27 protein-coding genes and 1 pseudogene are annotated in these 25,162 nt (G+C 38.7%); 22 read left to right on the top strand and 6 right to left on the bottom strand.

Going from position 1 to position 25,162, the window contains the following annotated elements:
* The first annotated feature begins 29 nt into the window (after positions 1-29).
* The 17 genes and pseudogenes from SanJ4206_RS05530 to radC all read left to right on the top strand — a co-directional run bounded on the left by SanJ4206_RS05530 (position 30) and on the right by radC (position 15,816).
* Positions 30-1,799: an ABC transporter ATP-binding protein gene (locus SanJ4206_RS05530; protein WP_003029294.1), complete on the top strand. Its 1,770-nt coding sequence runs from the start codon at positions 30-32 to the stop codon at positions 1,797-1,799.
* A complete protein-coding gene (locus SanJ4206_RS05525) occupies positions 1,792-3,531 on the top strand; it encodes an ABC transporter ATP-binding protein (protein ID WP_003029296.1) in 1,740 nt (579 codons plus the stop codon). Before SanJ4206_RS05530 ends, SanJ4206_RS05525 begins: the two co-directional genes overlap by 8 nt.
* A gap of 124 nt (positions 3,532-3,655) precedes the next feature.
* On the top strand, positions 3,656-4,930 hold the full coding sequence (locus SanJ4206_RS05520) for a DUF2130 domain-containing protein (protein ID WP_003029298.1): 1,275 nt from the start codon (positions 3,656-3,658) through the stop codon (positions 4,928-4,930).
* A 9-nt stretch (positions 4,931-4,939) separates the two neighbouring features.
* A pseudogene (locus SanJ4206_RS10045) lies at positions 4,940-5,087 on the top strand (GNAT family N-acetyltransferase); the annotation flags it as partial.
* Positions 5,088-5,130: 43 nt separating this feature from the next.
* Positions 5,131-6,009, top strand: coding sequence for a tRNA pseudouridine(55) synthase TruB (gene truB, locus SanJ4206_RS05515; protein WP_003029303.1), 879 nt, complete (start codon positions 5,131-5,133; stop codon positions 6,007-6,009).
* Between the two features lie 25 nt (positions 6,010-6,034).
* Positions 6,035-6,967 (top strand): bifunctional riboflavin kinase/FAD synthetase, encoded by a 933-nt coding sequence (locus SanJ4206_RS05510; protein ID WP_003029305.1) that lies wholly within the window; start codon positions 6,035-6,037, stop codon positions 6,965-6,967.
* A gap of 120 nt (positions 6,968-7,087) precedes the next feature.
* Complete coding sequence (locus SanJ4206_RS05505; protein WP_003029306.1) at positions 7,088-7,489, top strand: Spx/MgsR family RNA polymerase-binding regulatory protein; 402 nt, start codon at positions 7,088-7,090, stop codon at positions 7,487-7,489.
* A gap of 1 nt (position 7,490) precedes the next feature.
* Entirely contained in the window at positions 7,491-7,775 is a 285-nt protein-coding gene (locus SanJ4206_RS05500) for a UPF0223 family protein (RefSeq protein WP_003029307.1), read from the top strand.
* Complete coding sequence (locus SanJ4206_RS05495; RefSeq protein WP_003069515.1) at positions 7,759-8,532, top strand: inositol monophosphatase family protein; 774 nt, start codon at positions 7,759-7,761, stop codon at positions 8,530-8,532. Before SanJ4206_RS05500 ends, SanJ4206_RS05495 begins: the two co-directional genes overlap by 17 nt.
* On the top strand, positions 8,533-9,837 hold the full coding sequence (locus SanJ4206_RS05490; RefSeq protein ID WP_157622037.1) for an RsmF rRNA methyltransferase first C-terminal domain-containing protein: 1,305 nt from the start codon (positions 8,533-8,535) through the stop codon (positions 9,835-9,837).
* 105 nt (positions 9,838-9,942) lie between these two features.
* A complete protein-coding gene (locus tag SanJ4206_RS05485) occupies positions 9,943-10,809 on the top strand; it encodes a phosphate ABC transporter substrate-binding protein PstS family protein (RefSeq protein WP_003029312.1) in 867 nt (288 codons plus the stop codon).
* A gap of 21 nt (positions 10,810-10,830) precedes the next feature.
* The gene (pstC, locus tag SanJ4206_RS05480) at positions 10,831-11,742 is read left to right on the top strand and encodes a phosphate ABC transporter permease subunit PstC (protein WP_003024154.1); all 912 of its coding nucleotides are present in this window, start codon (positions 10,831-10,833) and stop codon (positions 11,740-11,742) included.
* Positions 11,732-12,616, top strand: coding sequence for a phosphate ABC transporter permease PstA (pstA, locus tag SanJ4206_RS05475; protein ID WP_003024156.1), 885 nt, complete (start codon positions 11,732-11,734; stop codon positions 12,614-12,616). Before pstC ends, pstA begins: the two co-directional genes overlap by 11 nt.
* 11 nt (positions 12,617-12,627) lie before the next feature.
* A complete protein-coding gene (gene pstB, locus SanJ4206_RS05470) occupies positions 12,628-13,431 on the top strand; it encodes a phosphate ABC transporter ATP-binding protein PstB (RefSeq protein WP_157622036.1) in 804 nt (267 codons plus the stop codon).
* Between the two features lie 42 nt (positions 13,432-13,473).
* The gene (gene pstB / locus SanJ4206_RS05465) at positions 13,474-14,232 is read left to right on the top strand and encodes a phosphate ABC transporter ATP-binding protein PstB (protein WP_003029320.1); all 759 of its coding nucleotides are present in this window, start codon (positions 13,474-13,476) and stop codon (positions 14,230-14,232) included.
* Positions 14,233-14,395: 163 nt separating this feature from the next.
* Positions 14,396-15,049, top strand: a complete 654-nt coding sequence (gene phoU / locus SanJ4206_RS05460; protein ID WP_003029323.1) for a phosphate signaling complex protein PhoU — start codon at positions 14,396-14,398, stop codon at positions 15,047-15,049.
* 86 nt (positions 15,050-15,135) lie between these two features.
* Positions 15,136-15,816, top strand: coding sequence for a RadC family protein (gene radC, locus SanJ4206_RS05455; RefSeq protein ID WP_003024167.1), 681 nt, complete (start codon positions 15,136-15,138; stop codon positions 15,814-15,816).
* On the opposite strand, the gene SanJ4206_RS05450 is transcribed toward radC, so the two are convergent.
* The 6 genes from SanJ4206_RS05450 to SanJ4206_RS05425 all read right to left on the bottom strand — a co-directional run bounded on the left by SanJ4206_RS05450 (position 15,813) and on the right by SanJ4206_RS05425 (position 20,431).
* Positions 15,813-16,505 carry a gamma-glutamyl-gamma-aminobutyrate hydrolase family protein gene (locus SanJ4206_RS05450; protein WP_003029325.1) on the bottom strand — a complete coding sequence of 231 codons (693 nt, stop codon included), beginning with the start codon at positions 16,503-16,505 and terminating at the stop codon, positions 15,813-15,815. The genes radC and SanJ4206_RS05450 overlap by 4 nt on opposite strands.
* A 27-nt stretch (positions 16,506-16,532) precedes the next feature.
* On the bottom strand, positions 16,533-17,177 hold the full coding sequence (locus SanJ4206_RS05445) for a redox-sensing transcriptional repressor Rex (protein ID WP_003029327.1): 645 nt from the start codon (positions 17,175-17,177) through the stop codon (positions 16,533-16,535).
* Between the two features lie 172 nt (positions 17,178-17,349).
* A complete protein-coding gene (locus SanJ4206_RS05440; RefSeq protein WP_003029329.1) occupies positions 17,350-17,697 on the bottom strand; it encodes a DUF1831 domain-containing protein in 348 nt (115 codons plus the stop codon).
* A 5-nt stretch (positions 17,698-17,702) separates the two neighbouring features.
* Positions 17,703-18,818 (bottom strand): cysteine desulfurase family protein, encoded by a 1,116-nt coding sequence (locus SanJ4206_RS05435; protein ID WP_022524994.1) that lies wholly within the window; start codon positions 18,816-18,818, stop codon positions 17,703-17,705.
* A gap of 9 nt (positions 18,819-18,827) precedes the next feature.
* Positions 18,828-19,787, bottom strand: coding sequence for a ribose-phosphate diphosphokinase (locus tag SanJ4206_RS05430; RefSeq protein WP_100069430.1), 960 nt, complete (start codon positions 19,785-19,787; stop codon positions 18,828-18,830).
* Positions 19,788-19,870: 83 nt separating this feature from the next.
* On the bottom strand, positions 19,871-20,431 hold the full coding sequence (locus SanJ4206_RS05425; protein WP_003029335.1) for a CYTH domain-containing protein: 561 nt from the start codon (positions 20,429-20,431) through the stop codon (positions 19,871-19,873).
* Between the two features lie 95 nt (positions 20,432-20,526).
* Here SanJ4206_RS05425 and yjbM point away from each other — a divergent pair, with 95 nt between their 5' ends.
* The 5 genes from yjbM to mutY all read left to right on the top strand — a co-directional run bounded on the left by yjbM (position 20,527) and on the right by mutY (position 25,111).
* The gene (yjbM, locus tag SanJ4206_RS05420; RefSeq protein ID WP_003029337.1) at positions 20,527-21,198 is read left to right on the top strand and encodes a GTP diphosphokinase; all 672 of its coding nucleotides are present in this window, start codon (positions 20,527-20,529) and stop codon (positions 21,196-21,198) included.
* The gene (locus tag SanJ4206_RS05415) at positions 21,182-22,000 is read left to right on the top strand and encodes an NAD kinase (RefSeq protein ID WP_003029339.1); all 819 of its coding nucleotides are present in this window, start codon (positions 21,182-21,184) and stop codon (positions 21,998-22,000) included. Before yjbM ends, SanJ4206_RS05415 begins: the two co-directional genes overlap by 17 nt.
* Entirely contained in the window at positions 21,997-22,887 is an 891-nt protein-coding gene (locus SanJ4206_RS05410) for an RluA family pseudouridine synthase (protein ID WP_003029341.1), read from the top strand. The genes SanJ4206_RS05415 and SanJ4206_RS05410 overlap by 4 nt, the downstream gene beginning before the upstream one ends.
* Before the next feature lie 10 nt (positions 22,888-22,897).
* A complete protein-coding gene (gene pta / locus SanJ4206_RS05405) occupies positions 22,898-23,875 on the top strand; it encodes a phosphate acetyltransferase (protein ID WP_003029342.1) in 978 nt (325 codons plus the stop codon).
* Between the two features lie 66 nt (positions 23,876-23,941).
* Positions 23,942-25,111, top strand: a complete 1,170-nt coding sequence (gene mutY, locus SanJ4206_RS05400) for an A/G-specific adenine glycosylase (RefSeq protein ID WP_157622035.1) — start codon at positions 23,942-23,944, stop codon at positions 25,109-25,111.
* The last annotated feature ends 51 nt before the right edge of the window (positions 25,112-25,162 follow it).

The following is a 25,162-nucleotide window of genomic DNA, read 5'->3' as shown; positions in this document are numbered from 1 at the left end:
TCGTTTTCTAGGAGAAAGAAGGGATTTGTATGAAGAAAAAGTCGGTTGTATCTTGGATACTGGAATTTGTCTCTCTTCACAAATTTTATTTTATTGTTAGTCTTGTTTTTGCCTTTTTATCTGTTTTGTGTGGATTTTTGCCTTATTTTTTTGTAGGAAATATCATCAATCAGCTCTTACAAGGCAATCGAGATTGGAATTTTTATGTTCTTCAGTCCATTTGGATAGGACTGGCATGGATAGCACATTGGGGATTTCACGGGATTTCGACGCTCTTGTCTCATACAGCAACCTTTAAGATTTTAGCAGAAATGCGCTATCGTCTGACAGAGAAATTGGCCAAATTGCCTCTGGGAACGGTTTTAAGTCAATCTTCTGGAACTTACAAAAATATCATTGTTGAGCGAGTGGATGCCACAGAAGTAACTTTGGCACACTTAATTCCTGAGTTTACATCCGGGCTATTTGGTCCCTTTATTATCTTAATTGCCATGTTAGTGATTGATTGGCGCCTAACCATGCTTTCGCTTCTGACAATCCCGATTGTTATCTTAGCTTATGGGAATATGCTACGCAAGAGCGAAGGTGATTTTGAAAATACAGTTGAGAAAACGAAGAAACTCAACGATACAGCAGTAGAATACATCAATGGGATTGAAGTCATCAAGGTTTTTGGAAAAGAGAAATTTTCTTACGATAAATTTGTCAAGGCTGCCAAAGAAGGAGCTGATTGCTTTATTGAATGGATGCGCAAGTGCGTAGTTGAAATGGGCATTGTTACAGCTTTCTTACCGTCCGGTTTGCTTTTCTTACTCCCTTTTGGAACTCTCTTTTACCTTCAAGGTAGCCTAACAGCTAGTAACTTTATTTTACTAATCATTCTGTCTCTTAGCCTTTTGACGCCGTTTATTTTAGTGGCTTCCTATATGGATGATTTACGGAAAATTGCGACAATCTTTGGTGAAGTGATTGCTATTTTGGAAAAACCTGATTTACCTCGTCCGACAGAATTAACGGACATTCCAAAGGGAACAGAACTTCAAATGATAGATGTTAGTTTTGGTTATTCAGATGAGGAAGAAGCATTGCATAGTATTTCCTTAACGATTGAGCCTGATACAGTAACTGCTCTTGTCGGCCCTTCTGGCTCAGGGAAATCTACGATTGCTAAACTTCTAGCTTCTTTCTGGGATGTCAATTCTGGTAGTATTACCTTTGGTGGCGTGGACATTCAAAACCTACCTCTTGATTATTACAGTCGTCAGATTGCCTATGTCACACAGGATAATTACCTTTTTGATGAAACGATTATGGAAAATATTCGTATGGGTAATTCCGCTGCTTCGGATGAAGAAGTGATTGACATTGCTCGCAAGTGCGGCTGCTATGATTTTATTAGTAATTTAGAAAATGGTTTTGAGACCCGTGTTGGAACTGGTGGTAATCATTTATCTGGTGGAGAACGACAACGGATTGCAATTGCACGAGCTATGCTGAAAGACGCACCGGTTATTATTTTGGATGAGGCAACGGCTTATACCGATCCTGAAAATGAAGCTCTCATTCAGTCTAGTTTAGCTCGTTTGATAGAAGGTCGTACGCTTCTGGTCATTGCTCACCGTCTTTCAACGATTGCAAGTGCAGATCAGATTGTCGTAGTTAATGACGGACGTATTGAGGCAAAAGGAAAACATGCAGATTTGCAGAAGACTTGTCCGCTTTATGCTTCTATGTGGCAAGCTCATATAGCAGTAAAAGATAGCGATAAAATGACGGAAGGAGGATTGGCAGATGCTTAGTACATTGAAAAAATTCTTTGATTTTTGTACAGAAGAAGATCGCAAGAAATTCTACACTTCTGTTTGTTTAGGGGTTCTAAAAGCTTTCATTATTGCTTTTCGGATTCCAGCTATTGGGTTGGTTGTTATGGCTATCATTAACAATGATGTTTCTATGCAGACTGTATGGCTCTCTCTCGGAATTATGCTCTTGTCTGTTATTCTTAACATTTGGATTAGCTTGAAAATTACAATGTTGCAGACAGAAGCGGGCTATCATACATGTACTCATAAGCGGATTGAAATTGCTGAACACATGCGCTACCTGCCAATGGGGTATTTTAATCAAAATAGTCTGGGACAAATCACCAGCGTTACAACCAATACACTTGAAAGTCTAGCAGATGTTGCTACTCGGGTTGTCATGGTGACGCTGGAAGGATTCCTAACAGCAGGAACTATTACGGTTTTTGTATTTATCTACGATTGGAAAATTGGTTTGATTTTGTTGGCAGGCTTGATACTGTTTCTCTTGCCAAATGGATTGATGCGTTGGCAAGCTGGAAATGTGTCAGAAGCTAAACAACAAGCTGATACAGATTTGGTAGCAGTTGTGCTAGAATACAGTCAAGGGATTGCGGAAGTAAAGAACTATAATATTGTTCAATCATCGGCTAAAAAACTATCGCGTGCTATTGAGAATAAAAGGCATTTAGATACAAAGCTGACTTGGGTTACCTCGCCTTATATCGCTCTGCAAGGGATGATTACCAAGCTGACTGGAACGATTATGGGGCTGTTCTCCATTTATTTTTACCTGCAAGGAAGTATGAGTCTTTTGATTTGTATCATGATGCTCATTAGTGCTTTTATGATTTACGAAAGTCTGGACGGAGTTGGTAGTTTTTCTTCTCTTCTTCGCATTGTTGATTTATCGGTTGATATGGTCAATAAAGTTTTGTCGATTAAACCAATGGATATTAGCGGAAAAGATTTGCAGTCAAAAACCAGCAATATCAAGCTGGATCATGTCAGTTTCTCCTATGAGAGTAAGAAAATTATTGATGATGTATCGTTGGATATTCCAGAAAAGACAACGACAGCTCTGGTAGGGCCTTCTGGTTCTGGAAAGACAACTCTTTGCAATCTCATTGCCCGTTTCTGGGATGTAGAGAGTGGCAGCATCAGCTTAGATGGTCATGATGTAAAAGAATACAGCTATGACAGCCTTATTCGTAATTTCAGCTTTGTTTTTCAAACGGTTTATCTGTTTGAAGATACCATTGAAAATAACATTAAATTTGGAAAACCAGATGCCAGTCATGAAGAAGTTGTAGCTGCTGCGAAAAAAGCTGCTTGTCATGACTTTATCCTGTCTTTGCCAGAGGGTTATCAGACCAAGATTGGTGAAGGCGGAGCCAGTCTCTCAGGCGGGGAGCGGCAGCGGATTTCCATTGCTCGTGCCATTATCAAGGAAGCTCCAATTATTATTTTGGACGAAGCAACTGCTAATGTCGACCCAGAAAACGAAGAAGCCCTCATGCAGGCCATTCAAGCTCTGACTCGCGATAAGACCATTATCATGATTGCCCATCGGCTAAAAACAGTAGAGCATGCCGATCAAATTATTGTTCTTAATCAAGGTCGTATAGTTGAGCAAGGCAAGCACCAAGAATTGCTTGCCAAACGAGGTTTATATAGCCGATTTATTCAGGAAAGACGCAGTGCTGCCAGCTGGCGGATACAGGCTTAATTTACAAACAAAAAGATTGTTGTTCATGTGCAACGGTCTTTTTATATTTAAGCTGTTAATTTAAAATAACCATAAGAAATGGTATAATAAGATGTTATAGAGAACAATCAATGAAGAGGTATCCATGAACGAAATCAAATGCCCCAACTGCGGGGAAGTTTTTACAGTTAATGATAGCCAGTACAGTGAGCTTTTGTCGCAGGTTCGAACTGCAGAGTTTGACAAGGAGATTCATGCTCAGATTGAGCAGGCGTTAGCTCTGGAAAAACAAAAGGCACAGAATGAGCAACAGCAGGTCTTAAGTCAGAAAGAGTCTGAAATTCAAGAGCTCAAGGCAACTATTTCCAATTTTGAATCACAAAAGGAGTTGATCAAAAAGGATACGGAGCAGGCTCTGTCTGAAAAACTCATCAATAAAGACAAGGAGTTGCTGGGCTTGCGATCGCAACTGGATCGTATGAAGCTGGAACACCAAAATGAGCTGCAAGCTTCGTTGACAAATATTGAAAAAGAACGCGACCAAATCCAAAATCAGCTTTTATTGCAAGAGAAAGAAAATGAATTATCCCTTGCATCTGTTAAACAAAATTACGAAGCTCAGCTAAAGGCTGCCAATGAGCAAGTAGAATTTTACAAGAATTTTAAAGCGCAGCAATCTACTAAAGCGATTGGAGAGAGTTTAGAGCATTACGCTGAAAGCGAATTTAACAAGGTTCGCAGTTTTGCCTTTCCAAATGCTTACTTTGAGAAAGATAATCAGGTTTCTGCACGAGGCTCCAAAGGGGATTTCATTTTTCGTGAGGAAGATGAAAACGGAGTAGAAATCATTTCTATTATGTTTGAGATGAAAAATGAAGCGGACGGTACTGAGAAGAAGCATAAAAACGCTGATTTTTACAAAGAATTGGACAAGGATCGCAGGGAAAAGAAATGTGAGTATGCTGTTTTGGTAAGTATGCTGGAAGCAGATAATGATTATTTCAATACTGGCATTGTTGATGTCAGCCACGAGTATGAAAAAATGTATGTGGTTCGTCCTCAATTTTTTATCCAGCTCATTGGACTTTTACGAAATGCTGCGCTCAATTCTCTTAAATACAAGCAGGAGCTGGCTCTGGTTCGGGAGCAAAATATTGACATTACCCACTTTGAAGATGATTTAGAAACCTTTAAAGTAGCGTTTGCGAAGAACTACAATTCAGCTTCTAAGAATTTTAACAAGGCAATCGAAGAAATTGACAAAGCCATTAAGCGAATGGAAGCAGTCAAACAGGCACTTCAGACATCAGACAATCAACTGCGCCTCGCCAACAACAAACTGTATGACGTCTCCGTCAAGAAATTGACCCGCAAAAATCCAACTATGAAAGCTAAGTTTGAGGCGTTGAAGAACGACTAGGAGGAAACGATGCAGGTACGACAAGCAATCTTGAAAGACATAGAAGTCTTGCTCCCCCTCTATGAAGATTTAGGCTATCCGACGACTGCTTCAAGTCTGACTAGATGTTTAGATACAGCTTCATTATGGCTCTTGTGGTGCTGAAAGAAACAAGGAATTTAATCAACTACTAATAGAATTTTTAGCAGAATAAGGAATCAATGAACGGAATTATCAATTTAAAAAAAGAAGCGGGAATGACCTCGCATGATGCGGTTTTTAAACTGCGTAAAATTTTAGGAATGAAAAAAATCGGTCATGGTGGGACTTTAGACCCAGATGTGGTGGGTGTATTGCCCATTGCAGTCGGGAAGGCCACGCGATTGGTAGAATTTATGCAAGACGAAGGTAAAGTGTATGAAGGAGAGGTCACTTTAGGTTTTTCGACAACGACAGAGGATGCCAGTGGAGAACAGGTGGCTTTCAGTCCTGTGACAGAAGCGCTAGATGAAAAATTAGTGGATCAAGTCATTGCCAGTATGGTTGGAGAACAGACCCAAGTGCCACCTATGTACTCGGCTATCAAGGTCAATGGACGAAAACTCTATGAGTATGCTCGAGCTGGGGAGGTAGTAGAGCGACCAAAGCGTCAGGTAATAATTTACAACTTTGAGCGGACAGGAGCTATTGTCTATGAAAGTAACTTGGCACGTTTTCCTTTTCGAGTTAAATGCAGCAAGGGAACCTATGTGCGAACATTGGCAGTTGATTTAGGAGCGAAGTTGGGTTATGATTCCCATATGTCTAAACTGACTCGCACTGCTGCGGCTGGTATGGATTTGGAAGAAGCTTTGACTTTAGCAGAAATTGACGAGAAGGTGAACAAAGGAGATTTTTCATTTTTGCAACCCATTGAATTCGGCATAGGAGATTTACCTAAGGTAAACCTTACGGAAGAGCAGGTTGAAGAAGTACGATTTGGACGCTTTATTCATATAGATACCAAGGCAGGACAGGTGGCTGGTTTTTATCAAGGGAAATTACAAGTTATTTTAGAAAAGCGCGACAAAGAATATAAACCTAGAAAAGTATTTCTTTAAAATTTTGTGATAAAATAGTTAAGTGATGAAAACGATTAGAATAAAAAATGAAAAAGACATTCAGCAAATTGAACACACAGTATTAGTGCTAGGGTATTTTGACGGACTGCATAAAGGACATCAAGCCTTGTTTGCTGAAGCGAGAAAAATGGCAGCAGAGAAGCATCTGAAGATTGCAGTGCTGACATTTCCAGAATCTCCCAAATTAGCTTTTGTACGCTACCAGCCTTCATTGATGCTTCATTTGACTAGTCCAGAAGATCGCTTGCAGCAAATGGAAAATCTTGGTGTAGACTACCTTTATTTGATTGATTTTACCAGTCAGTTTGCTCGTAATACTGCGGAACAATTTTTTGAAAAATACATCTCGCGTTTGAAAGCAAAAGTTGTCATTGCGGGATTTGATTACCATTTTGGTTCAGATCGACGCAGTGCAGAAGATTTGAAAAAACTATTTGACGGACAAGTTATCGTAGTTCCTTCTGTAAATTTCAATGGAGAAAAAGTTAGTTCAACTCGTATTCGAGAAACAGTACTAGCAGGAAATGTCGCCGAAAGCAATCAATTGCTAGGCTACTCCTTATCCACTAGAGGAATTGTCGTTCATGGCAATGCAAGAGGACGAACGATTGGCTATCCAACGGCAAATCTTGCTCCGCTAGATCGGGTTATTTTACCAGCCGATGGTGTCTATGTGGTTGATGTAGAACACAACGGAAAGGTGTATCGCGGGATGGCTAGCGTCGGCAAAAATGTCACTTTTGAAGGAGATGAACTTCGTTTTGAAGCCAATATTTTTGAGTTTTCACAAGATATTTATGGTGATACTATTCGTATTTTTTGGTTAGACAAAATTCGAGATATGGTAAAATTCGATAATGTGGACGAGCTAGTCAAGCAATTGCAAGTTGATAAGGAAATCGCAAGATATTGGACTTCTAAAAATGAAAACCACTAAATCATGTAGTAAGCTTCTTATTTTTCCTAAAAAATAGGAGAAAATTTGTAAAAATACCTAGTAATCTTACATAAAATTTAGTATAATGATAACAGTTACAAATAATAAGAAGAGAAATGCATGGTTACACTATTTTTATCACCGAGTTGTACAAGTTGTCGCAAGGCGCGTGCATGGTTATCCAATCATGAAGTTCCTTTTGAGGAGCACAATATCATGACGAGCCCTTTATCTACACCCGAATTACAACATATTCTTTCTCTGACGGAGAATGGAACAGACGACATTATTTCAACTCGTTCAAAAATTTTTCAAAAATTAAATTTGGATGTTGAAAATTTATCAATTTCTGAATTGCTTCGTTTAATTGAGGAAAATCCAAGCCTTTTGCGTCGCCCGATTATTCTGGAAGACAAGCGAATGCAAATTGGATTTAACGAAGATGAAATCCGTGCGTTTTTGCCTCGCGGATATCGAAAACAGGAATTGCGCGATGCAACTCTAAGAGCTGAGATTGAATAATATGAATAAAAACTATCGTTACCCACTAGACATATCGTGGAGCACTGAAGAGCTTGCTTCAGTGCTTTCTTTTTTGAATGATGTTGAGCAGGCTTATGAAGAAAAAATAACAGCAGAAGAAATACTATCATCTTACAAACTCTTCAAAAAAATTGTTCCAAGCAAAGCTGAAGAAAAGCGGATTGGACGTGAATTTGAAATAGCAAGTGGCTATTCCTTATATCGAGCTGTTCAAGCTGCAAAACAAAAGGAGAAAGGAATGTTTTCTCTTGGAAAAGAAATTTAATTTTGCCAAACAAATTGTTCTGAATGTAGCTTCTTACATCAAAGAGCATTTGGATGATCAATTAGAAATCGAAACCAAATCCAGTCCGTCTGATTTGGTAACTCAAATGGACAAGGAAGTTCAGGATAATTTAGTAACCTGGATTTTAGAAGCTTATCCTACGGATCACATTTTAGCTGAGGAAAATGGACTGCGTCATTCTATTTCGGATGGCAATGTTTGGGTCATTGATCCTATTGATGGTACAAATAATTTTGTCGCACAAAAAGCTGATTTTGCTGTTGTATTGGCTTATTTTGAAAATGGGATTGGTCAATTTGGTGTCATTTATGATGTGATAGGAGACAAGTTGTACCATGGTGGTGGTCAATTTGATGTCTATTGCAATGAGCAGAAATTGCCTTCTTACCAAGATCGTCCCTTGAATCAATTTTTAATGGCATCAAACGCTGGTATTTTTGAGCGCAACGATTGGGGAATTGCTGACTTGGCGAAAGAAACCTTAGGAGTTCGAGTGTATGGAAGTGCTGCGATTAGTTTTAGCAAGGTTTTGTCAGGTCAACTTTTGACTTATATTTCCTATATTTGCCCTTGGGATTATGCTGCAGCTTCCATTATGGGAGATAAATTAGGATATACGACAGTGACACTTGATGGTAAGCAGCCTGATTTTGAAAGTCATCAGGGGATTATGATGATTCCAATGATGAAATTGGACGAAATTAAAAAATACATATATCGAAAGCGAGAGGATTAGATGCATTTTCCAAAAGGATTTAAAGAAAAATACTACAATCTTTTGGGAGAGGAGGCTCCCTCTTTTTTTCTAACTTTTGATGAGGAGCCGGTTTCCGCTTTTCGAGTAAATCCACTAAAAGCACATCAAAAACATTTTCTAAATCCTATCTCCAACACGAACTGGGGTTATTATGGCAAGATTTCTGGAAAATCAATAGAGCATGTTACAGGCTTGGTGTATTCTCAAGAACCTGCTGCGCAAATGGTTGCTCAAATTGCAGCACCGCGTCAAGATATGAAAGTGCTTGATTTGGCTGCAGCGCCGGGTGGGAAATCCACTCATTTGTTGTCATACTTGAATAATACAGGTGTGCTTGTTTCCAATGAAATCAATTCAAAGCGTTCGAAGGTTTTAGTAGAAAATATTGAGCGTTTTGGAGCGAGAAATGTAGTGGTGACGAATGAGTCAGCTGGCAGATTAAGCCAGATCTTTCAGGGCTATTTTGATATGATTGTCTTAGATGCACCATGTTCTGGTGAAGGAATGTTTAGAAAGCAGCCAGAAGCAACGGAGTATTGGAGCGAGACTTATCCTGCTCAATGTGCACAGCTTCAACGTGAGATACTAGCGGATGCTTTGAAAATGTTGACAACTGGTGGTGAACTGATTTACTCTACTTGCACTTGGGCACCAGAAGAAAACGAGGAAATCGTTGACTGGCTGTTAGAAAACTATTCCCTTGAATTGGTTGAAATTTCAAAAATCAATGGTATGGTGGCTGGTATTCACTTTTCGGAAACTGCACGCATGTATCCTCATCGTTTTAAGGGTGAAGGACAATTTGTTGCAAAATTTCGTTTTTATGGTGAGCAGTCAGCTAAAAAAATAAAAGCCAAAAAGAGCAATCTGACATCGGAGCAGAAGACGTTGTGGCAGGAATTTCAAAAACAACATTTGGCTTTAGAGTTAAATGGCGATTTACAGACTTTTGGAGATCATTTATATCTATTGCCACTAGGTCTTCCAGATCTATCGAAACTCAAAATTGCCAGAAATGGCTTGCACCTAGGTGTTTTTAAGAAAAAACGATTTGAACCGAGTTTTGCTTTGGGACTGGCTTTAAAACCAAGTGAAGTAAAGCACATAATTGAAATTGATGAAGAGCAGTTTAAAAAGTACGTTGCTGGGGAGACAGTCAATCTCAATCAGAACACTGCAAATGGTTGGTATCAAGTTGTTGTCCAAGGTAATGGTTTAGGGTTTGCAAAAGTGACTGGAAATATTCTGAAAAATTATTTTCCAAAAGGCCTGAGATTTCAATAAAGAATCTTTCCAAATATCTAAAGATATGTTATAGTGAGATTAGATGTGAAAAGATTAGGGAAATCTTAGAATGAAAATGCTTTCACATCTGAAAAGGAGTTTCATGTGATTAAACACAAAAAAATACTTTGGGCAGTCACTCTCGTGATTTGCAGCATCGGTCTTTCAGCTTGTTCTTCCTGGATTAACCGCGGTGAGGCGATAACAGCAGTTGGCTCAACAGCTCTACAACCGTTGGTTGAAGCAGTCGTGGACAAATACACCGAAGAAAATCCGAAAAAAATTGTCAATGTGCAAGGTGGAGGATCGGGAACAGGATTATCACAAGTCCAATCTGGTGCAGTAGATATTGGAAATAGCGATTTATTTGCAGAAGAAAAAGACGGAATCAAGGCTAAAACTTTGGTGGATCACCAAGTTGCTGTAGCGGGTACTGCGATTATTGCAAATAAAGGAATTAAAGTAAACAACTTAACCACAGAGCAGCTACGTAAAATTTTTACCGGAGAATACACCAATTGGAAGCAAGTTGGTGGTCAAGATTTGGAAATTACCATCATCAACCGTGCCGTTGGTTCTGGTAGTCGAGCAGTTTTTGATAGTGTTATTATGAATGGCAAAGAAGCTAAGCAAGCGCAAGAGCAAGATTCTAACGGAATGGTCAAAACGATTGTTTCGCAAACTCCAGGTGCCATTTCTTATTTAGCTTTTTCTTATGTTGATACTAGTGTGAAAAGATTAAACTTGAATGGTTATAAGCCAACGAAGAAGAATGTGACGACGAACAACTGGCCTATTTGGTCTTATGAGCACATGTATACTAAGGGAGAACCTAACAAATTAGCTAAAAAATTTCTAGAGTACATGATGACAGCAGAAGTCCAAAATAATATTGTTGGTAAAATGGGCTACATTCCTATTAACGATATGAAGGTTACTCGTAGTCTTGACGGAACTATCAGCTCAAAGTAAAAGAAAGAATTTAGGAATAACATGAACGAAGTAGCAAAAAAAATGCTGACAAAGTCAAAAAACTCTCGTTTAGAAACATTTGGAAAAACCATTACTTTTCTTTGCATGAGTTTAATTGTTTTTGTCGTCGCAATGATTTTATTATTTGTAGCGGAGAAAGGACTTTCGACTTTCTTTGTTAATAAAGTAAACATCTTCAGTTTTCTTTTTGGAACAAGGTGGAATCCATCCGGTAAGGAATTCGGTGCTTTACCAATGATTCTGGGCTCTTTCCTCGTAACTCTCCTATCAGCTTTATTGGCAACACCATTTGCAATTGGAGCAGCTGTTTTTATGACGGAGGTTTCCCCTAAAGGCTCAAAAATTCTGCAACCAGCTATTGAACTTCTAGTCGGAATTCCATCAGTTGTGTATGGATTTATTGGATTACAGGTAGTTGTTCCCTTTGTTCGCAGTATCTTTGGTGGAACAGGTTTTGGAATCTTGTCAGGGATTTTTGTTCTCTTTGTCATGATTTTACCAACGGTGACCTTTATGACAACAGATAGCCTGCGTGCTGTACCGCGGCATTATCGAGAAGCTAGTATGGCAATGGGAGCGACTCGTTGGCAAACGATTTGGCGTGTGACGCTAAAAGCAGCTCGCTCAGGTATTTTTACAGCTATTGTCTTTGGAATGGCTCGTGCCTTTGGTGAAGCTTTGGCGATTCAAATGGTTGTCGGAAATTCAGCGGTTATCCCAACTTCTCTGACAACACCTGCTGCAACCTTGACCTCTATTTTAACAATGGGAATTGGAAATACCGTTATGGGAACCGTTAATAACAATGTCTTGTGGTCGCTTGCTCTGGTTCTGCTTTTGATGAGTTTAGCCTTCAATACTGTGATTAAATTGATTACAAAGGAAAGAGGTAAGAAGAACTATGCACGCTAAAAAGATGGATAAATTAGCAACAGGCGTCCTCTATACCATTGCAGGAATCATTGTTGCTATTCTTGCTTCCTTGATTTTGTACATTTTAGTAAGGGGCTTACCTCATGTTTCGTGGAAATTCTTGACGGGACAATCGTCTTCATACCAAGCGGGCGGCGGAATTGGAATTCAGCTCTATAATTCATTGTTTCTGTTAGTTATCACCTTGATTATTTCCATTCCTCTATCAATGGGAGCAGGGATTTACTTATCTGAGTATGCAAAAAAAGGTCCGGTAACAGATTTTGTCAGAACCTGTATTGAAATTTTATCCTCCTTGCCCTCTGTTGTTGTGGGTCTCTTTGGATATTTGATTTTTGTTATTCAATTTCAATATGGTTTCTCAATCATTTCTGGTGCTTTGGCTTTGACTGTATTTAATCTGCCACAGATGACACGTAGTGTGGAGGACAGCTTACAGCATGTGCATCATACACAGCGCGAAGCTGGGCTTGCACTTGGCATCTCTCGCTGGGAAACGATCGTCCATGTCGTCGTTCCAGAAGCGTTACCAAGTATTGTGACGGGGATTGTATTAGCTTCTGGACGTATTTTTGGGGAAGCTGCTGCGCTTATCTATACAGCAGGTCAGTCTGCCCCAGCACTTGACTGGTCAAATTGGAATATTTTCAGTGTAACTAGCCCAATTTCTGTTTTCCGTCAGGCTGAAACTTTGGCTGTTCACATTTGGAAAGTCAATAGTGAAGGAACGATTCCTGATGCAGTAGAAGTGTCAGCTGGATCAGCAGCAGTACTTCTTATCTTTATTTTAATCTTTAACCTTGGAGCTCGTAAGCTCGGAAGTTACCTGCATAAGAAATTAACATCTGCTTAAAAGGAGAAGAAATGACAGAATATAACTGGAATGAAAAACATATCGTTACTTTTCCTGAGAAAGAGGTTGTTTTATCAACGAAGAATTTGCATGTTTACTATGGTAAAAACGAATCCATTAAAGGGGTTGATATGCAGTTCAAGAAAAATAAGATTACAGCTCTTATCGGGCCTTCAGGTTCTGGTAAGTCAACCTATCTTCGCAGCTTGAATCGAATGAATGATACGATTGACATCGCTAAGGTTACTGGTGAGATCTGGTATGAAGGAATTGATATTAACCGTCCAGATATCAATGTCTATGAAATGCGGAAACATATCGGAATGGTCTTTCAAAGACCAAATCCTTTTGCCAAATCTGTTTACCGCAACATCACCTTTGCGCATGAACGTGCCGGTGTTAAGGATAAGAAAATCTTAGATGAAATTGTAGAAACATCTCTAAAACAAGCGGCTCTGTGGGAACAAGTAAAGGATGACCTTCATAAATCTGCTTTGATGTTATCAGGCGGTCAGCAGCAACGTCTCTGCATTGCCAGAGCCATTTCCGTGAAGCCAGAAATACTTCTAATGGATGAACCTGCTTCTGCGCTTGATCCAATTGCAACCGCGCAGTTAGAAGAAACGATGTTAGAGTTGAAGAAGAACTATACGATTATCATCGTGACCCACAGCATGCAGCAGGCGGCACGTGCTAGTGACTATACCGGTTTCTTCTATCTTGGTGATTTAATTGAATATGATGAAACAGCCAATGTTTTCCAAAATGCTAAGTTGCAGTCTACGAATGACTATGTTTCTGGTCATTTTGGCTAAGAAAATTGCTGATTAATTAGAATTTATTAAAGGACTATCAGAATGACAGAACCTATTTTACAAATCAAGGACTTGTCGGTTTATTATAATAAAAAGAAAGCTCTCAATAGTGTATCATTAGATATACTACCGCAGGAGATTACCGCTTTGATTGGTCCTTCTGGATCAGGAAAATCAACCCTTTTAAAGGCAATCAATCGCATGGGAGATTTAAATCCAGAGGTGACAACGACAGGCACTGTAATTTATAATGGGCACAATATTTACAGCCCACGGACAGATACGGTGGAGCTTCGCAAAGAAATTGGAATGGTTTTTCAACAGCCCAATCCATTTCCAATGACGATTTATGAAAATGTTGTTTATGGTTTGCGGATCAATGGTGTTAAGGACAAAGAAGTGTTAGATGAAGTTGTTGAAACTTCACTAAAGGGAGCATCCATTTGGGATGAAGTAAAAGATCGTTTACATGACTCAGCGATTGGCTTGTCAGGCGGTCAGCAACAACGTGTTTGTGTGGCTCGCGTTTTAGCAACGAGTCCGAAAATCATTCTTTTAGATGAGCCAACGTCGGCACTTGATCCCATTTCTGCAGGAAAAATTGAAGAAACACTTCATGGGCTGAAAGATCAATATACAATGTTACTTGTGACCCGCTCAATGCAACAGGCTAGTCGTATTTCAGACAAGACTGCTTTCTTCCTAAATGGCGATTTGATTGAGTTTAATGCCACGAAAGAGATGTTCCTCAGTCCGATTCATAAGGAAACGGAAGATTATATCACAGGCAAGTTTGGTTAGAGATTGTAATTGGTCACTACAATATTATGGCTATTCCAATGTTTTGGCGACTACTGATTCTCTATATATTTATATATAAAATGCACATATACTTGTAGACAAGAATTATGTAAAAAGATGGATTTTCGTATAAAATTCTTTAGATCTTAGGAAAGGAAAATTTATGCTTAGAGTACAATTTGAAGAAGACTTAGCAAAACTCCATAACCAATTTTATGCAATGGGAAATGAAGTTTTGTCACAGATTAATCGCACAGTTCGTGCATTTGTGACCCACGACCGCGAATTAGCAAAAGAAGTAATCGAAAAAGACGCAGAAGTGAATGAATATGAAGTAAAGTTGGAGAAAAAATCTCTGGAAATCATTGCTTTGCAGCAGCCTGTTTCGCAAGACTTACGAACCGTTATTACAGTTTTGAAGGCTAGTAGTGATGTGGAAAGAATGGGCGACCACGCTGTTTCCATTGCACAGGCAACGATTCGCATGAAGGGAGAAGTTCGCATCCAGTCTGTTGAGGAAGAAATCAGCAAAATGGGACGCGATGTCAAAAATTTTGTGGAAGCAGCACTTGATCTTTACCTTAATGGCGATGTGGACAAGGCTTACGAAATAGCAGCTATGGATGAGAAAATCAATCAGTATTTTGATGATATTCGTGATTTAGCTACACAAGAAATTAAGGCAAATCCAGATTTGATTGTTACAGGTCGTGATTACTTCCAAGTTATTTCGTACTTAGAACGCATTGGTGATTACGCTAAAAATATCTGTGAATGGGTTGTTTACTTTGAAACAGGTAAAATTGTTGAAATGTAAATACTAACTTAAAAAATTTGAGAATCATTTCTCAGATTTTTTATTTTCCTCTTCTTTTTCCGAATAAGGATATGAGGAGGTTTTTTATGTATAGTATTTCATTTCAGGAAGATTCTTTGTTGCCAAGGGAACGTTTAGTCGCAGAAGGTGCAGAACAATTGAGCAATCAAGAATTGTTATCCATTCTTATCCGCACAGGCAATAAAAAAGAAACTGTTTTTCAAGTTTCTCAACGAATTTTATCAACTATTTCTAGTTTGAATGATTTGCGCAATATGACGCTACAAGAATTGCAATCAATCTCTGGAATTGGTCGTATCAAAGCTATTGAATTGCAAGCCATGATTGAATTAGGCCAGCGAGTCAGTAAGGCAGAATTGATTACGCAAGAGCAAATTTTAGGTAGTCAAAAGTTAGCGAAAAAAATGCAACAAGAATTGGGGCATAAAAAACAGGAGCACCTTGTAGCTTTATATCTGAATACTCAAAACAAAATCATTCATCAGCAGACGATTTTTATTGGTAGTGTGTCACGCAGTATTGCAGAACCACGAGAAATTCTGCATTATGCTGTGAAACACATGGCGACATCCATTATTTTGGTGCACAATCATCCATCAGGAGCTGTACTGCCAAGCAAAAATGACGATGAAGTGACCAAACATGTAAAAGAAGCGTGTGAGCTAATGGGCTTCATCTTACTGGATCATCTCATCGTCGCAGAGAAAGATTATTATAGTTATCGCGAAGAAACAGACTTGATTTAAAGTCTATTGACAACATAGTCAAACAGCATTCGATCTTTAGGACGTGTTTCAAATAAGAATTCTGGATGCCACTGGACTCCCAGATAAGCGATTTCATCAGTTGTTGTAATGGCTTCAATGGTGTTGTCTTTCGGATCACGGGCAATGACTTCGACATTTTCTGCTAAATCTTTGATACTCTGATGATGGAAAGAGTTGATATGAGATACTTCGCCGTAAATTTTTTCCAAAACAGAATCGGATTTAGTGACTAGTTTTTGAGTAGTATATTCAGCAGAACTGTCTTGCCAATGGTGCTCAATATCTTGATAAAGAGTTCCGCCCATTGCAACATTAAACAATTGCGTACCGCGGCAAACGGTAAAAATTGGTTTTTGTTGTTGGATAGCTTCATGGATTAAGGCTAATTCAAACAAATCACGTTCCAAATAGTAATCATCACTGTCAATTGTTTTTTCTTCGCCATAGAATTGTGGTGATACATTTTGCCCACCCGTTAGGATAAGTTTGTCAATCATCTGGATGTAGCGCCGTGCCATATCTGCATCTCCGATTGGCAATATGATGGGAGTTCCACCAACTTCTTTTACGCCCTCTACAAATCCCTTAGCAGCATAACTCATGATGGCAAATTCATCTTCAGGGTTTGGTCTTTCATTTCCAGTAATGCCGATAATAGGTCTCTTCATAAATAAATGTTTGCTCTTTCTAATTACTTAATGCTCTTTTTTCATAAAATAAAGGAGTGTTTGTAGCTCACTTGTCAAATCAACATATTGAACGACAACATCTTTTGGAACGGTTAAGTGAACAGGAGAAAAACTGAGAATACCTTTTACACCAGCTTCCACAAGAACAGTTGCAACTTCTTGCGCTTTTGCACTAGGAACTGTTAAAATAGCTGTTTTAACATCCACACCTTTTAATTTGTTATTGATTTGTGAAATGCCATAAATAGGAATCCCGTCATTTGTAGTAGTCCCAACTTCAGGATGATCATCTGTATCAAATGCCATAACAATCTTCATTTTGTTCCGTTCGTGGAAACGGTAGTGGAGCAAAGCATGTCCCATGTTACCGATACCAACTAACATCACATTGGTAATGGAATTGTCATGAAGTAAGTCAGCAAAAAAATTCATGAGTTTTTTTACATCGTAACCATATCCACGACGACCTAATTCGCCAAAATAAGAAAAATCTCGACGGACAGTTGCAGAATCAATCCCGATCGCATCTGCGATTTGTTTTGAATTGGCTTTGTCAATTTTTTCGGAATTAAATCGTTTGAAAATCCGATAATACAGAGAGAGCCTTTTAGCAGTTGCGCGTGGAATGGTTGTATTATTTTCAGATTTCACAAAATCACATCCTTTCAAAGACTATTTTATAGAAAGTTTGTGAAAAAATCAACTTATTTGATAAAAATAGAAAAGGAGTAGGACAAAATCAAGAAAATCAAAGATTTTTGGCTTGTTTCCTACTCTTTATTGTTTTACTGATGATTTAAAAATGAGTTTTTAAGCTATTTGTTTATTGTTCTTGTTTAGTGAAAATACCACGTTCTACCAAGCTATCCATTAAGAAATAAAACTTTTCTTGAATGATGTGATTATCTTCTGATTTAAAAATATTCACTAATCTAAGGCCAGATTTGTCTGTGATATTGATTTTCACACCTGAAAGGTCTTTATTGATAATGATTTTCAACAAAAAGCCGTCTCCACTATTGGGAACATTTTCTAATAAGCGTGTTAATTCGTAATTTCCGACTTTTGTTTCGGCAAATGTGTTATCACGCAAAGTAAATTTTTTTACATTTTCTCCAAGAGAGTAACTGTAGGGGCAGTCTTTTAAGTGAATAGTGGTCTGAAAAGCCATCTATTTTATCCTCCTAAAATTTCTTTTAATGTTGTAGTAAATTGTCGAACTTCTTCTGAAGTATTTTGCTCCGAGAAACTAATGCGAATAGATTCCCTTAAGCGTTCTGAATCGCTACCATAAAAAGCTTTAAGCACATGACTTGGCTCAACCGTTCCGGCCGTACAAGCAGAGCCAGTTGAGATAGAGATTCCAGCCAAGTCTAAACGCATGAGCAATAAATCGTTAGCCTGATTTAGAAAGCCAAGATTTACAACATAGGGAAGTGTGTGTGAATCATTATTTATATAGTAATGGATTCCGTCAAGTTCAGAGAGAAGTTGCTGTTTCAAACTTTCAACATGTTCCATGTTTTCTTGGTAGCAATTGTGGCTCTCTTTTAGAGCCGCAACCATACCGGCAATAGCCGCTAAATTCTCAGTTCCTGCACGCCTTTTATCCTCTTGATCTCCACCATGTAAAAATTTGTCAAATTTTACATGATTGAAGTACAAGAAGCCGATGCCTTTTGGACCATGAAATTTATGAGCTGATGCGCTCATAAAGTCAATTCCTAGCTCGTCAGGATAGACAGGTAATTTACCTATAACTTGCACAGCATCCACATGATAAGCAGCGGGATGATGTTTTACAACGTCAGCAATTTCTTTGACTGGAAGCATATAGCCTGTTTCATTATTGGCATACATGGTTGAGACAAGTATTGTATCTTCTCGAAGGGATTCTTTTATCTGTTGAGCCGTAATCTCTCCATTTTTAGGTTGGATATAAGTAGCTTCAAAGCCAAATTTATCCACCAAGTATTCAATTGTTTCAAGAACCGAATGATGCTCAATAGCAGTAGTAATAATGTGTTTTCCTTGATCTTGATGGGCTAAGGCATATCCTTTTATGGCTGTATTGTTACTTTCTGTCCCACCAGATGTAAAGATGATATGTTGACTATTAGTATGAAGCAGTTCAGCAAGCTCTTGTCGGACTTCGCGAAGAATTTTGCTAGCAGCTCTTCCGTGACTATGAATGCTAGATGGATTGCCGAAGGTATTTTCCATAACCTGTGTCATAGCAGTAATAGCAGCTTTTGACATGGGAGTTGTTGCTGCATTATCGAAATAAATCAAGATTTCTCCTTATTTCTTTTTATTGTAAGCAAAAAGAGGACTAACTGGTTTTCTTTTATGAATACGAACGATTGCATCTCCGATTAGCTCACTTGCAGTAATGTATTGAACATTTTTCGGAGTTTTTTCTTTGGTTGCAACTGAGTCGGTTACTAGAATTTCTTTGATTGGGGCATTGTCTAACTTTTCAGCAGCTCCCTCAACAAATAAACCATGGCTAGAAACTGCATAAATCTCTGTTGCACCTTCACGTTCAACGATTTTTGAAGCTTCCGCAAAGGTACGTCCGGTATTTAAAATATCATCAATGAGAATAGCTTTTTTGCCAGCAACATCTCCGATAATATATCCTTCGTTACGATGAGAATCGTCTTGTGCATAGTCAATAATCGCAATCGGAGCACCTAAATGCTCTGCTAAGCTTCTAGCACGTTTAACACCAGAATTTTTTGGACTAACCACAACAACATCTTCACCAGATAAGCCCTTTTCACAGTAATGTTTGGCGAAGAGAGGGACAGTGTAAAGGTTATCAACAGGAATATCAAAGAAACCTTGAACTTGAACGGCATGCAAATCAAGGGTCAGAACACGATCAACTCCTGCCTTTACCAACATATTTGCTACCAGTTTTGCCGTAATTGGTTCACGAGGAGCAGCTGTACGGTCTTGACGAGCATAGCCAAAATATGGCATAACGACATTAACAGAATTAGCGCTGGCACGATTGCAAGCATCCACCATGATGAGAAGTTCCATTAAATGATTATTGACAGGGAAACTCGTTGACTGAATGATAAATACATCGAAACCACGTACACTTTCCTCAATGTTAACTTGAATTTCTCCATCTGAGAATTGACGTGAGGATAATTTTCCAAGGGGAACACCAGCAGCTTTAGCAATTTTTTCGGCTATATCGTGATTGGAATTTAGTGCAAATAACTTCATCTGTGTTTTATCCGTCAGTATATCCATCATAACTTATTAAGACTCCTTTTGATTTCTACACTCCATTTTATCAAAAAATAAGTAAAATTTCAGCTTTTTATTCATAAGTTTTGAGCAAATCTTGCAACTTTAGGTTTTGCATATTTATAATGGATATGATGAGCCTGTAAAAAGTGGTCGAATTGTTTTTTTCCAATTTTAGCATCTGTTACTTCGAGTTCCAATTCGTAATCTATTGTATTAAAGAAATGGTTTTCGTCAAGTGCCATTAAGCCAATAGTGGTTTCTTTTTCATAGCGAATAGTTGTTAAGTTCCCCAGCACCTTTAGTTCATCGAGATTGATAGCAGCGTGAGTCAGCAGTATGCGTATTTCTCCTTCAGGTAGCATACATGTATTGATGAGTGTGTGACACTCTTCTAAAGTGAGAGATTGGTTGTATTCCATATTACCGACCTGTTGTGGAATTTTCAAAGTTAATTCGGCACGATTTTCAAAAGCACGGACGCGTAGTGCCATTTTTGCATCTCGGATTGAAAAGTCGGCTGTGTCAATATAGTAGTTTGTCTGTTTGGTAGCTGTTATATCTGAAAACAGCGGTAACAGCTGTTGGTACTCATTTTTTGTCAGAAGTGTTTTGTATTCAATTTCCAGGTGATTCATTTCCCAATCCTTTTCTTTTGTTTGAAAGCGATTTATGTTATAATAAGTATTGTGTTTATTTTATAAAAAAATAAGTAAAATGACAAGGTGATAGTATGGAAGTAGAATGGGAAGAGTTCTTGGATCCTTATATTCAAGCGGTTGGTGAGTTGAAAATCAAACTGCGCGGGATTCGCAAACAATACCGAAAACAAAAGCAGCATTCTCCGATTGAATTTGTAACGGGGCGTGTAAAACCAATAGAAAGCATCAAAGAAAAAATGGTTTTGCGTGGAATCAGAGAGGAAAATTTAGCACAAGATATGCAGGATATAGCAGGTTTGCGCGTGATGGTCCAATTTGTGGATGATGTAGAAGAAGTTTTGGATGTTTTGCGAAAACGTCATGATATGCGGATTATTCAAGAGAGAGACTATATTAAAAATCGTAAAGCTAGTGGTTATCGCAGTTACCATGTTATTATTGAATACCCCGTTGATACCATCAATGGGAGCAAAACGATTTTAGCAGAAATTCAAATTCGTACTCTGTCCATGAATTTTTGGGCAACAATTGAACATTCGCTGAATTATAAATACAAAGGTGAGTTTCCAGATGAAATTAAGAAACGTTTGGAAATTACAGCAAAAATCGCCTATCAATTAGACGAAGAAATGGGAAAAATTCGTGATGATATTCAAGAGGCACAAGCTTTATTTGACCCAATTAGTCGCAAATTGAATGATGGCGTAGGAAATAGTGACGATACAGATGAAGAATACAGGTAAAAGAATAGGGATTATCAGTAATCGCAGACGGCAAAGTCAGGAAATTTGTCGCCAATTGAAACAGAAACTAAAACAAAATCACTTTATTTTGAATGATAATAATCCTGATATTGTCATTTCAATTGGTGGCGACGGGATGCTTTTGTCAGCATTTCACAATTATGAAGATCAGCTAGACAAAGTTCGCTTTGTTGGCGTTCACACAGGACATTTGGGCTTTTATACAGATTATCGAGATTTTGAGTTGGACAAACTAATCGATAATTTAAAATTAGACACAGGCGCAAAGGTGTCTTATCCGATTTTGAATGTGAAAATTTTCCACGGAAATAATGAGATTTGTATAAAACGTGCGTTGAACGAGGCGACGGTCAAGCGTTCTGGACGAACAATGGTCGCTGATATCATTATCAATCAAGTGCATTTTGAGCGCTTTCGTGGTGACGGCATTTCAGTATCAACTCCGACAGGAAGCACAGCTTACAATAAATCGTTGGGTGGAGCTGTTCTGCACCCAACCATCGAAGCTCTTCAGATTGCAGAAGTTGCAAGCTTGAACAATCGTGTGTTTCGGACCTTGGGCTCCTCAATTATTGTCCCTAAGAAAGATAAAATTGAAATTGTGCCGACTTGGAATGACCGACATGCGATTTCGATTGACAATCAAAATTTTATGATAAACAATATTTCTAAAATTGAATTTCAAATTGATCAACATAAGATTAACTTTCTTGCTACACCGAGTCATACGAGCTTCTGGAATCGTGTCAAAGATGCCTTTATTGGCGAGGTGGAGGAATGAGGTTTGAATTTATCGCAGATGAGCATGTGAAAGTCAAAACATTTCTAAAAAAACATGAAATTTCCAAAAGTTTGCTTGCAAAAATAAAGTTTTCTGGTGGGGATATTCAGGTAAACGGCAAAAAGCAAAATGCCATTTATTTGTTAGATATTGGCGACAAAGTTGCCGTCGATATTCCTGCAGAAGAAGGTTTTGGCAGTTTGCAAGCTGTAGAGAAAGATTTAGAAATTGTCTACGAAGATGAACATTTTCTGATTTTGAACAAGCCGGCAGGCGTAGCCAGTATTCCTAGCGTGAATCATTCCAATACAATGGCTAATTTTGTGAAGGCTTATTACATTGCGAATCATTATGAAAATCAGCAGATTCATATTGTGACTCGTTTAGACCGTGATACGAGTGGTCTGATGTTGTTTGCAAAGCACGGTTATGCTCATGCAAGATTGGACAAGCAGTTGCAAAAGAAAGTCATTGAGAAGCATTATTATGCTTTGGTCAAGGGTTCGGCACCGTTAAAGCCAGAAGGAGATATTATTGCTCCCATAGCGCGTGAAGGTAGTAGTATCATTACTCGCTGTGTAGCAAAAAATGGAAAATATGCTCATACGAGTTATAAAGTTTTAGCGCAGTATGATGACATTTATCTCGTGGATATTCATCTTCATACAGGACGAACACACCAGATTAGGGTTCATTTTTCTTATATTGGTTTTCCGCTCTTGGGAGATGATTTATATGGTGGGAGCATGACTGACGGAATAACGCGGCAAGCGCTTCATTGTCATTCATTGCGTTTTTACAATCCATTCCATGAGGAAGTTGTGAATAAATCAAGTCCTCTTCCGGAAGATTTTCAAACAGTCATTCAAAAATTAAGCAATAAGTAAGGAGTAAAACATGAAAATTTTTGAAACAATTCGTGAAACATTGCAAGACAAAGAAGTGAAGATTGTCTTACCAGAAGGTGAAGAACCACGTATTCTTCAAGCTACTAAACGTTTGGTAAAGGAAACAAGTATCACACCTGTTTTATTGGGAAATCCTGAAAAAATTCGTATTTACCTTGAAATTGAAGGTGTGACAGAAGGTTATGAAGTCATTGACCCTCAAAATTGTTCATGCTTTGAAGAAATGGTTGCAGCTTTTGTAGAACGCCGTAAAGGAAAAATCACAGAAGACGAAGCGCGTAAATTATTGAAAGAGGACGTCAATTATTTTGGTGTCATGCTTGTTTATCTTGGTAAAGTACAAGGTATGGTTTCTGGTGCGATTCATTCTACAGCAAGCACGGTTCGCCCAGCTCTTCAAATTATCAAAACACTTCCTTGGGTTTCTCGCACATCTGGTGCCTTTCTCATGGTTCGCGGTGATGAACGCTATGTTTTCAGTGATTGTGCAATCAATATTGATCCAGATGCTAAAACATTAGCAGAAATTGCTATTAACTCTGCCTTGACCGCGCAAATCTTTGACATTGACCCTAAAGTGGCGATGCTGAGCTATTCAACTAAAGGTTCTGGATTTGGTGAAAAGGTTGATAAAGTCGTCGAAGCAACGAAACTTGCGCAAGAAATGCGACCAGATTTGGCTATTGACGGAGAATTACAATTTGATGCAGCTTTTGTGCCTAAAACGGCAGAGTTAAAAGCTCCTGGAAGCAATGTAGCTGGTCAAGCGACTGTCTTTGTATTTCCTGGTATTGAAGCTGGAAATATCAGTTATAAAATGGCAGAGCGCCTCGGTGGCTTTTCAGCAGTCGGTCCTATTTTGCAAGGATTGAACCACCCAGTAAACGACCTTTCCCGTGGATGCAATGCTGATGATGTTTATAAATTAACATTGATTACTGCCAGCCAAGCAGTTGGTCATTATTAGAAAGCCAAGACAGAATCCAGAATTCAAGTTCTGGGTTCTCTTTTTATTTTGTGTTATACTAAAGCTATGTTAGATTTGAAAAAATATGGGATTGAGATGTGGGAGGATGAAAAGATTATCTCTTTTCGCCAAAAATTATTAGCTTGGTATGATGAAAATAAGCGCGATTTACCTTGGCGGAGAAGCAGCAATCCTTATCATATCTGGATTTCAGAAATTATGCTTCAGCAAACACGGGTAGATACGGTTATTCCTTACTATGAGCGCTTTTTAGCTTGGTTTCCGACAATCAAAGATTTAGCAGTGGCTTCAGAAGAACGTTTGCTTAAAGCTTGGGAGGGGCTAGGTTACTACTCGCGAGTACGTAATATGCAACAGGCTGCTCAGCAGATTATGACAGATTTTAGTGGCGAGTTTCCTCACACTTACGAGGAGATTTCTAGTCTGAAAGGAATTGGTCCTTATACAGCAGGAGCTATTGCAAGTATTGCTTTTGGCTTGCCTGAGCCAGCGGTTGATGGGAATGTTATGCGGGTCCTGAGCCGTTTATTTGAAGTTAATTTGGATATTGGTGTCCCTGCTAACCGAAAGGTTTTTCAAGCGATGATGGAAATTCTGATTGACCCCCAAAGATCGGGAGATTTCAACCAAGCTTTGATGGATTTAGGCTCAGATATTGAAGCACCTATCAACCCTAGACCTGATGACAGTCCAGTAAGGGAATTTAGCGCTGCTTACTTAAATGGAACAATGGATAGATACCCTATCAAAGCTCCTAAGAAAAAACCAGTTCCAGTTTATTTATATGGTTTGATTATCCAAGATACTCAAGGACGGTTTCTTTTGGAAAAAAATGAGACTAGCGGCCTTTTGGCCGGATTTTGGCACTTTCCTTTGATTGAAGTGGAAGAATTTCCGGACGGTGAACAGTTATCCCTTTTTGAAGTGGCAGAAAATCAAGTTGCATTTGAATTATCTCCGCAAGAAAGCTTTGAGCAGGATTATGATGTGGTAGTGAATTGGCAGGAGCAAGCTTTTCCGACAATTCAACATGTGTTCAGTCATCGCAAGTGGCAGATTCGTTTGCTTTACGGTCAGGTAGTAAATGCTACGGAAATGCCTAAACAGGAACAAGTTTTATGGTTGCATCCTGATGAATTTGACAACTATCCATTTGCTAAACCTCAGCAGAAGATGTGGCAAGCCTTTCAGGAAGGCAAATTAAAAGGAAATTAAATGTTAAGAGGCAAGGATAATGTGCTCCCTGCCTCGCTTTGTGATTGTAAA

Source organism: Streptococcus anginosus, from assembly GCF_001697145.1.
GTDB classification, from domain to species: Bacteria; Bacillota; Bacilli; order Lactobacillales; family Streptococcaceae; genus Streptococcus; species Streptococcus hominis.
The sequence above is the reverse complement of the archived record's forward strand: the minus strand, read 5'-3'. Positions and strand labels throughout refer to the sequence as shown.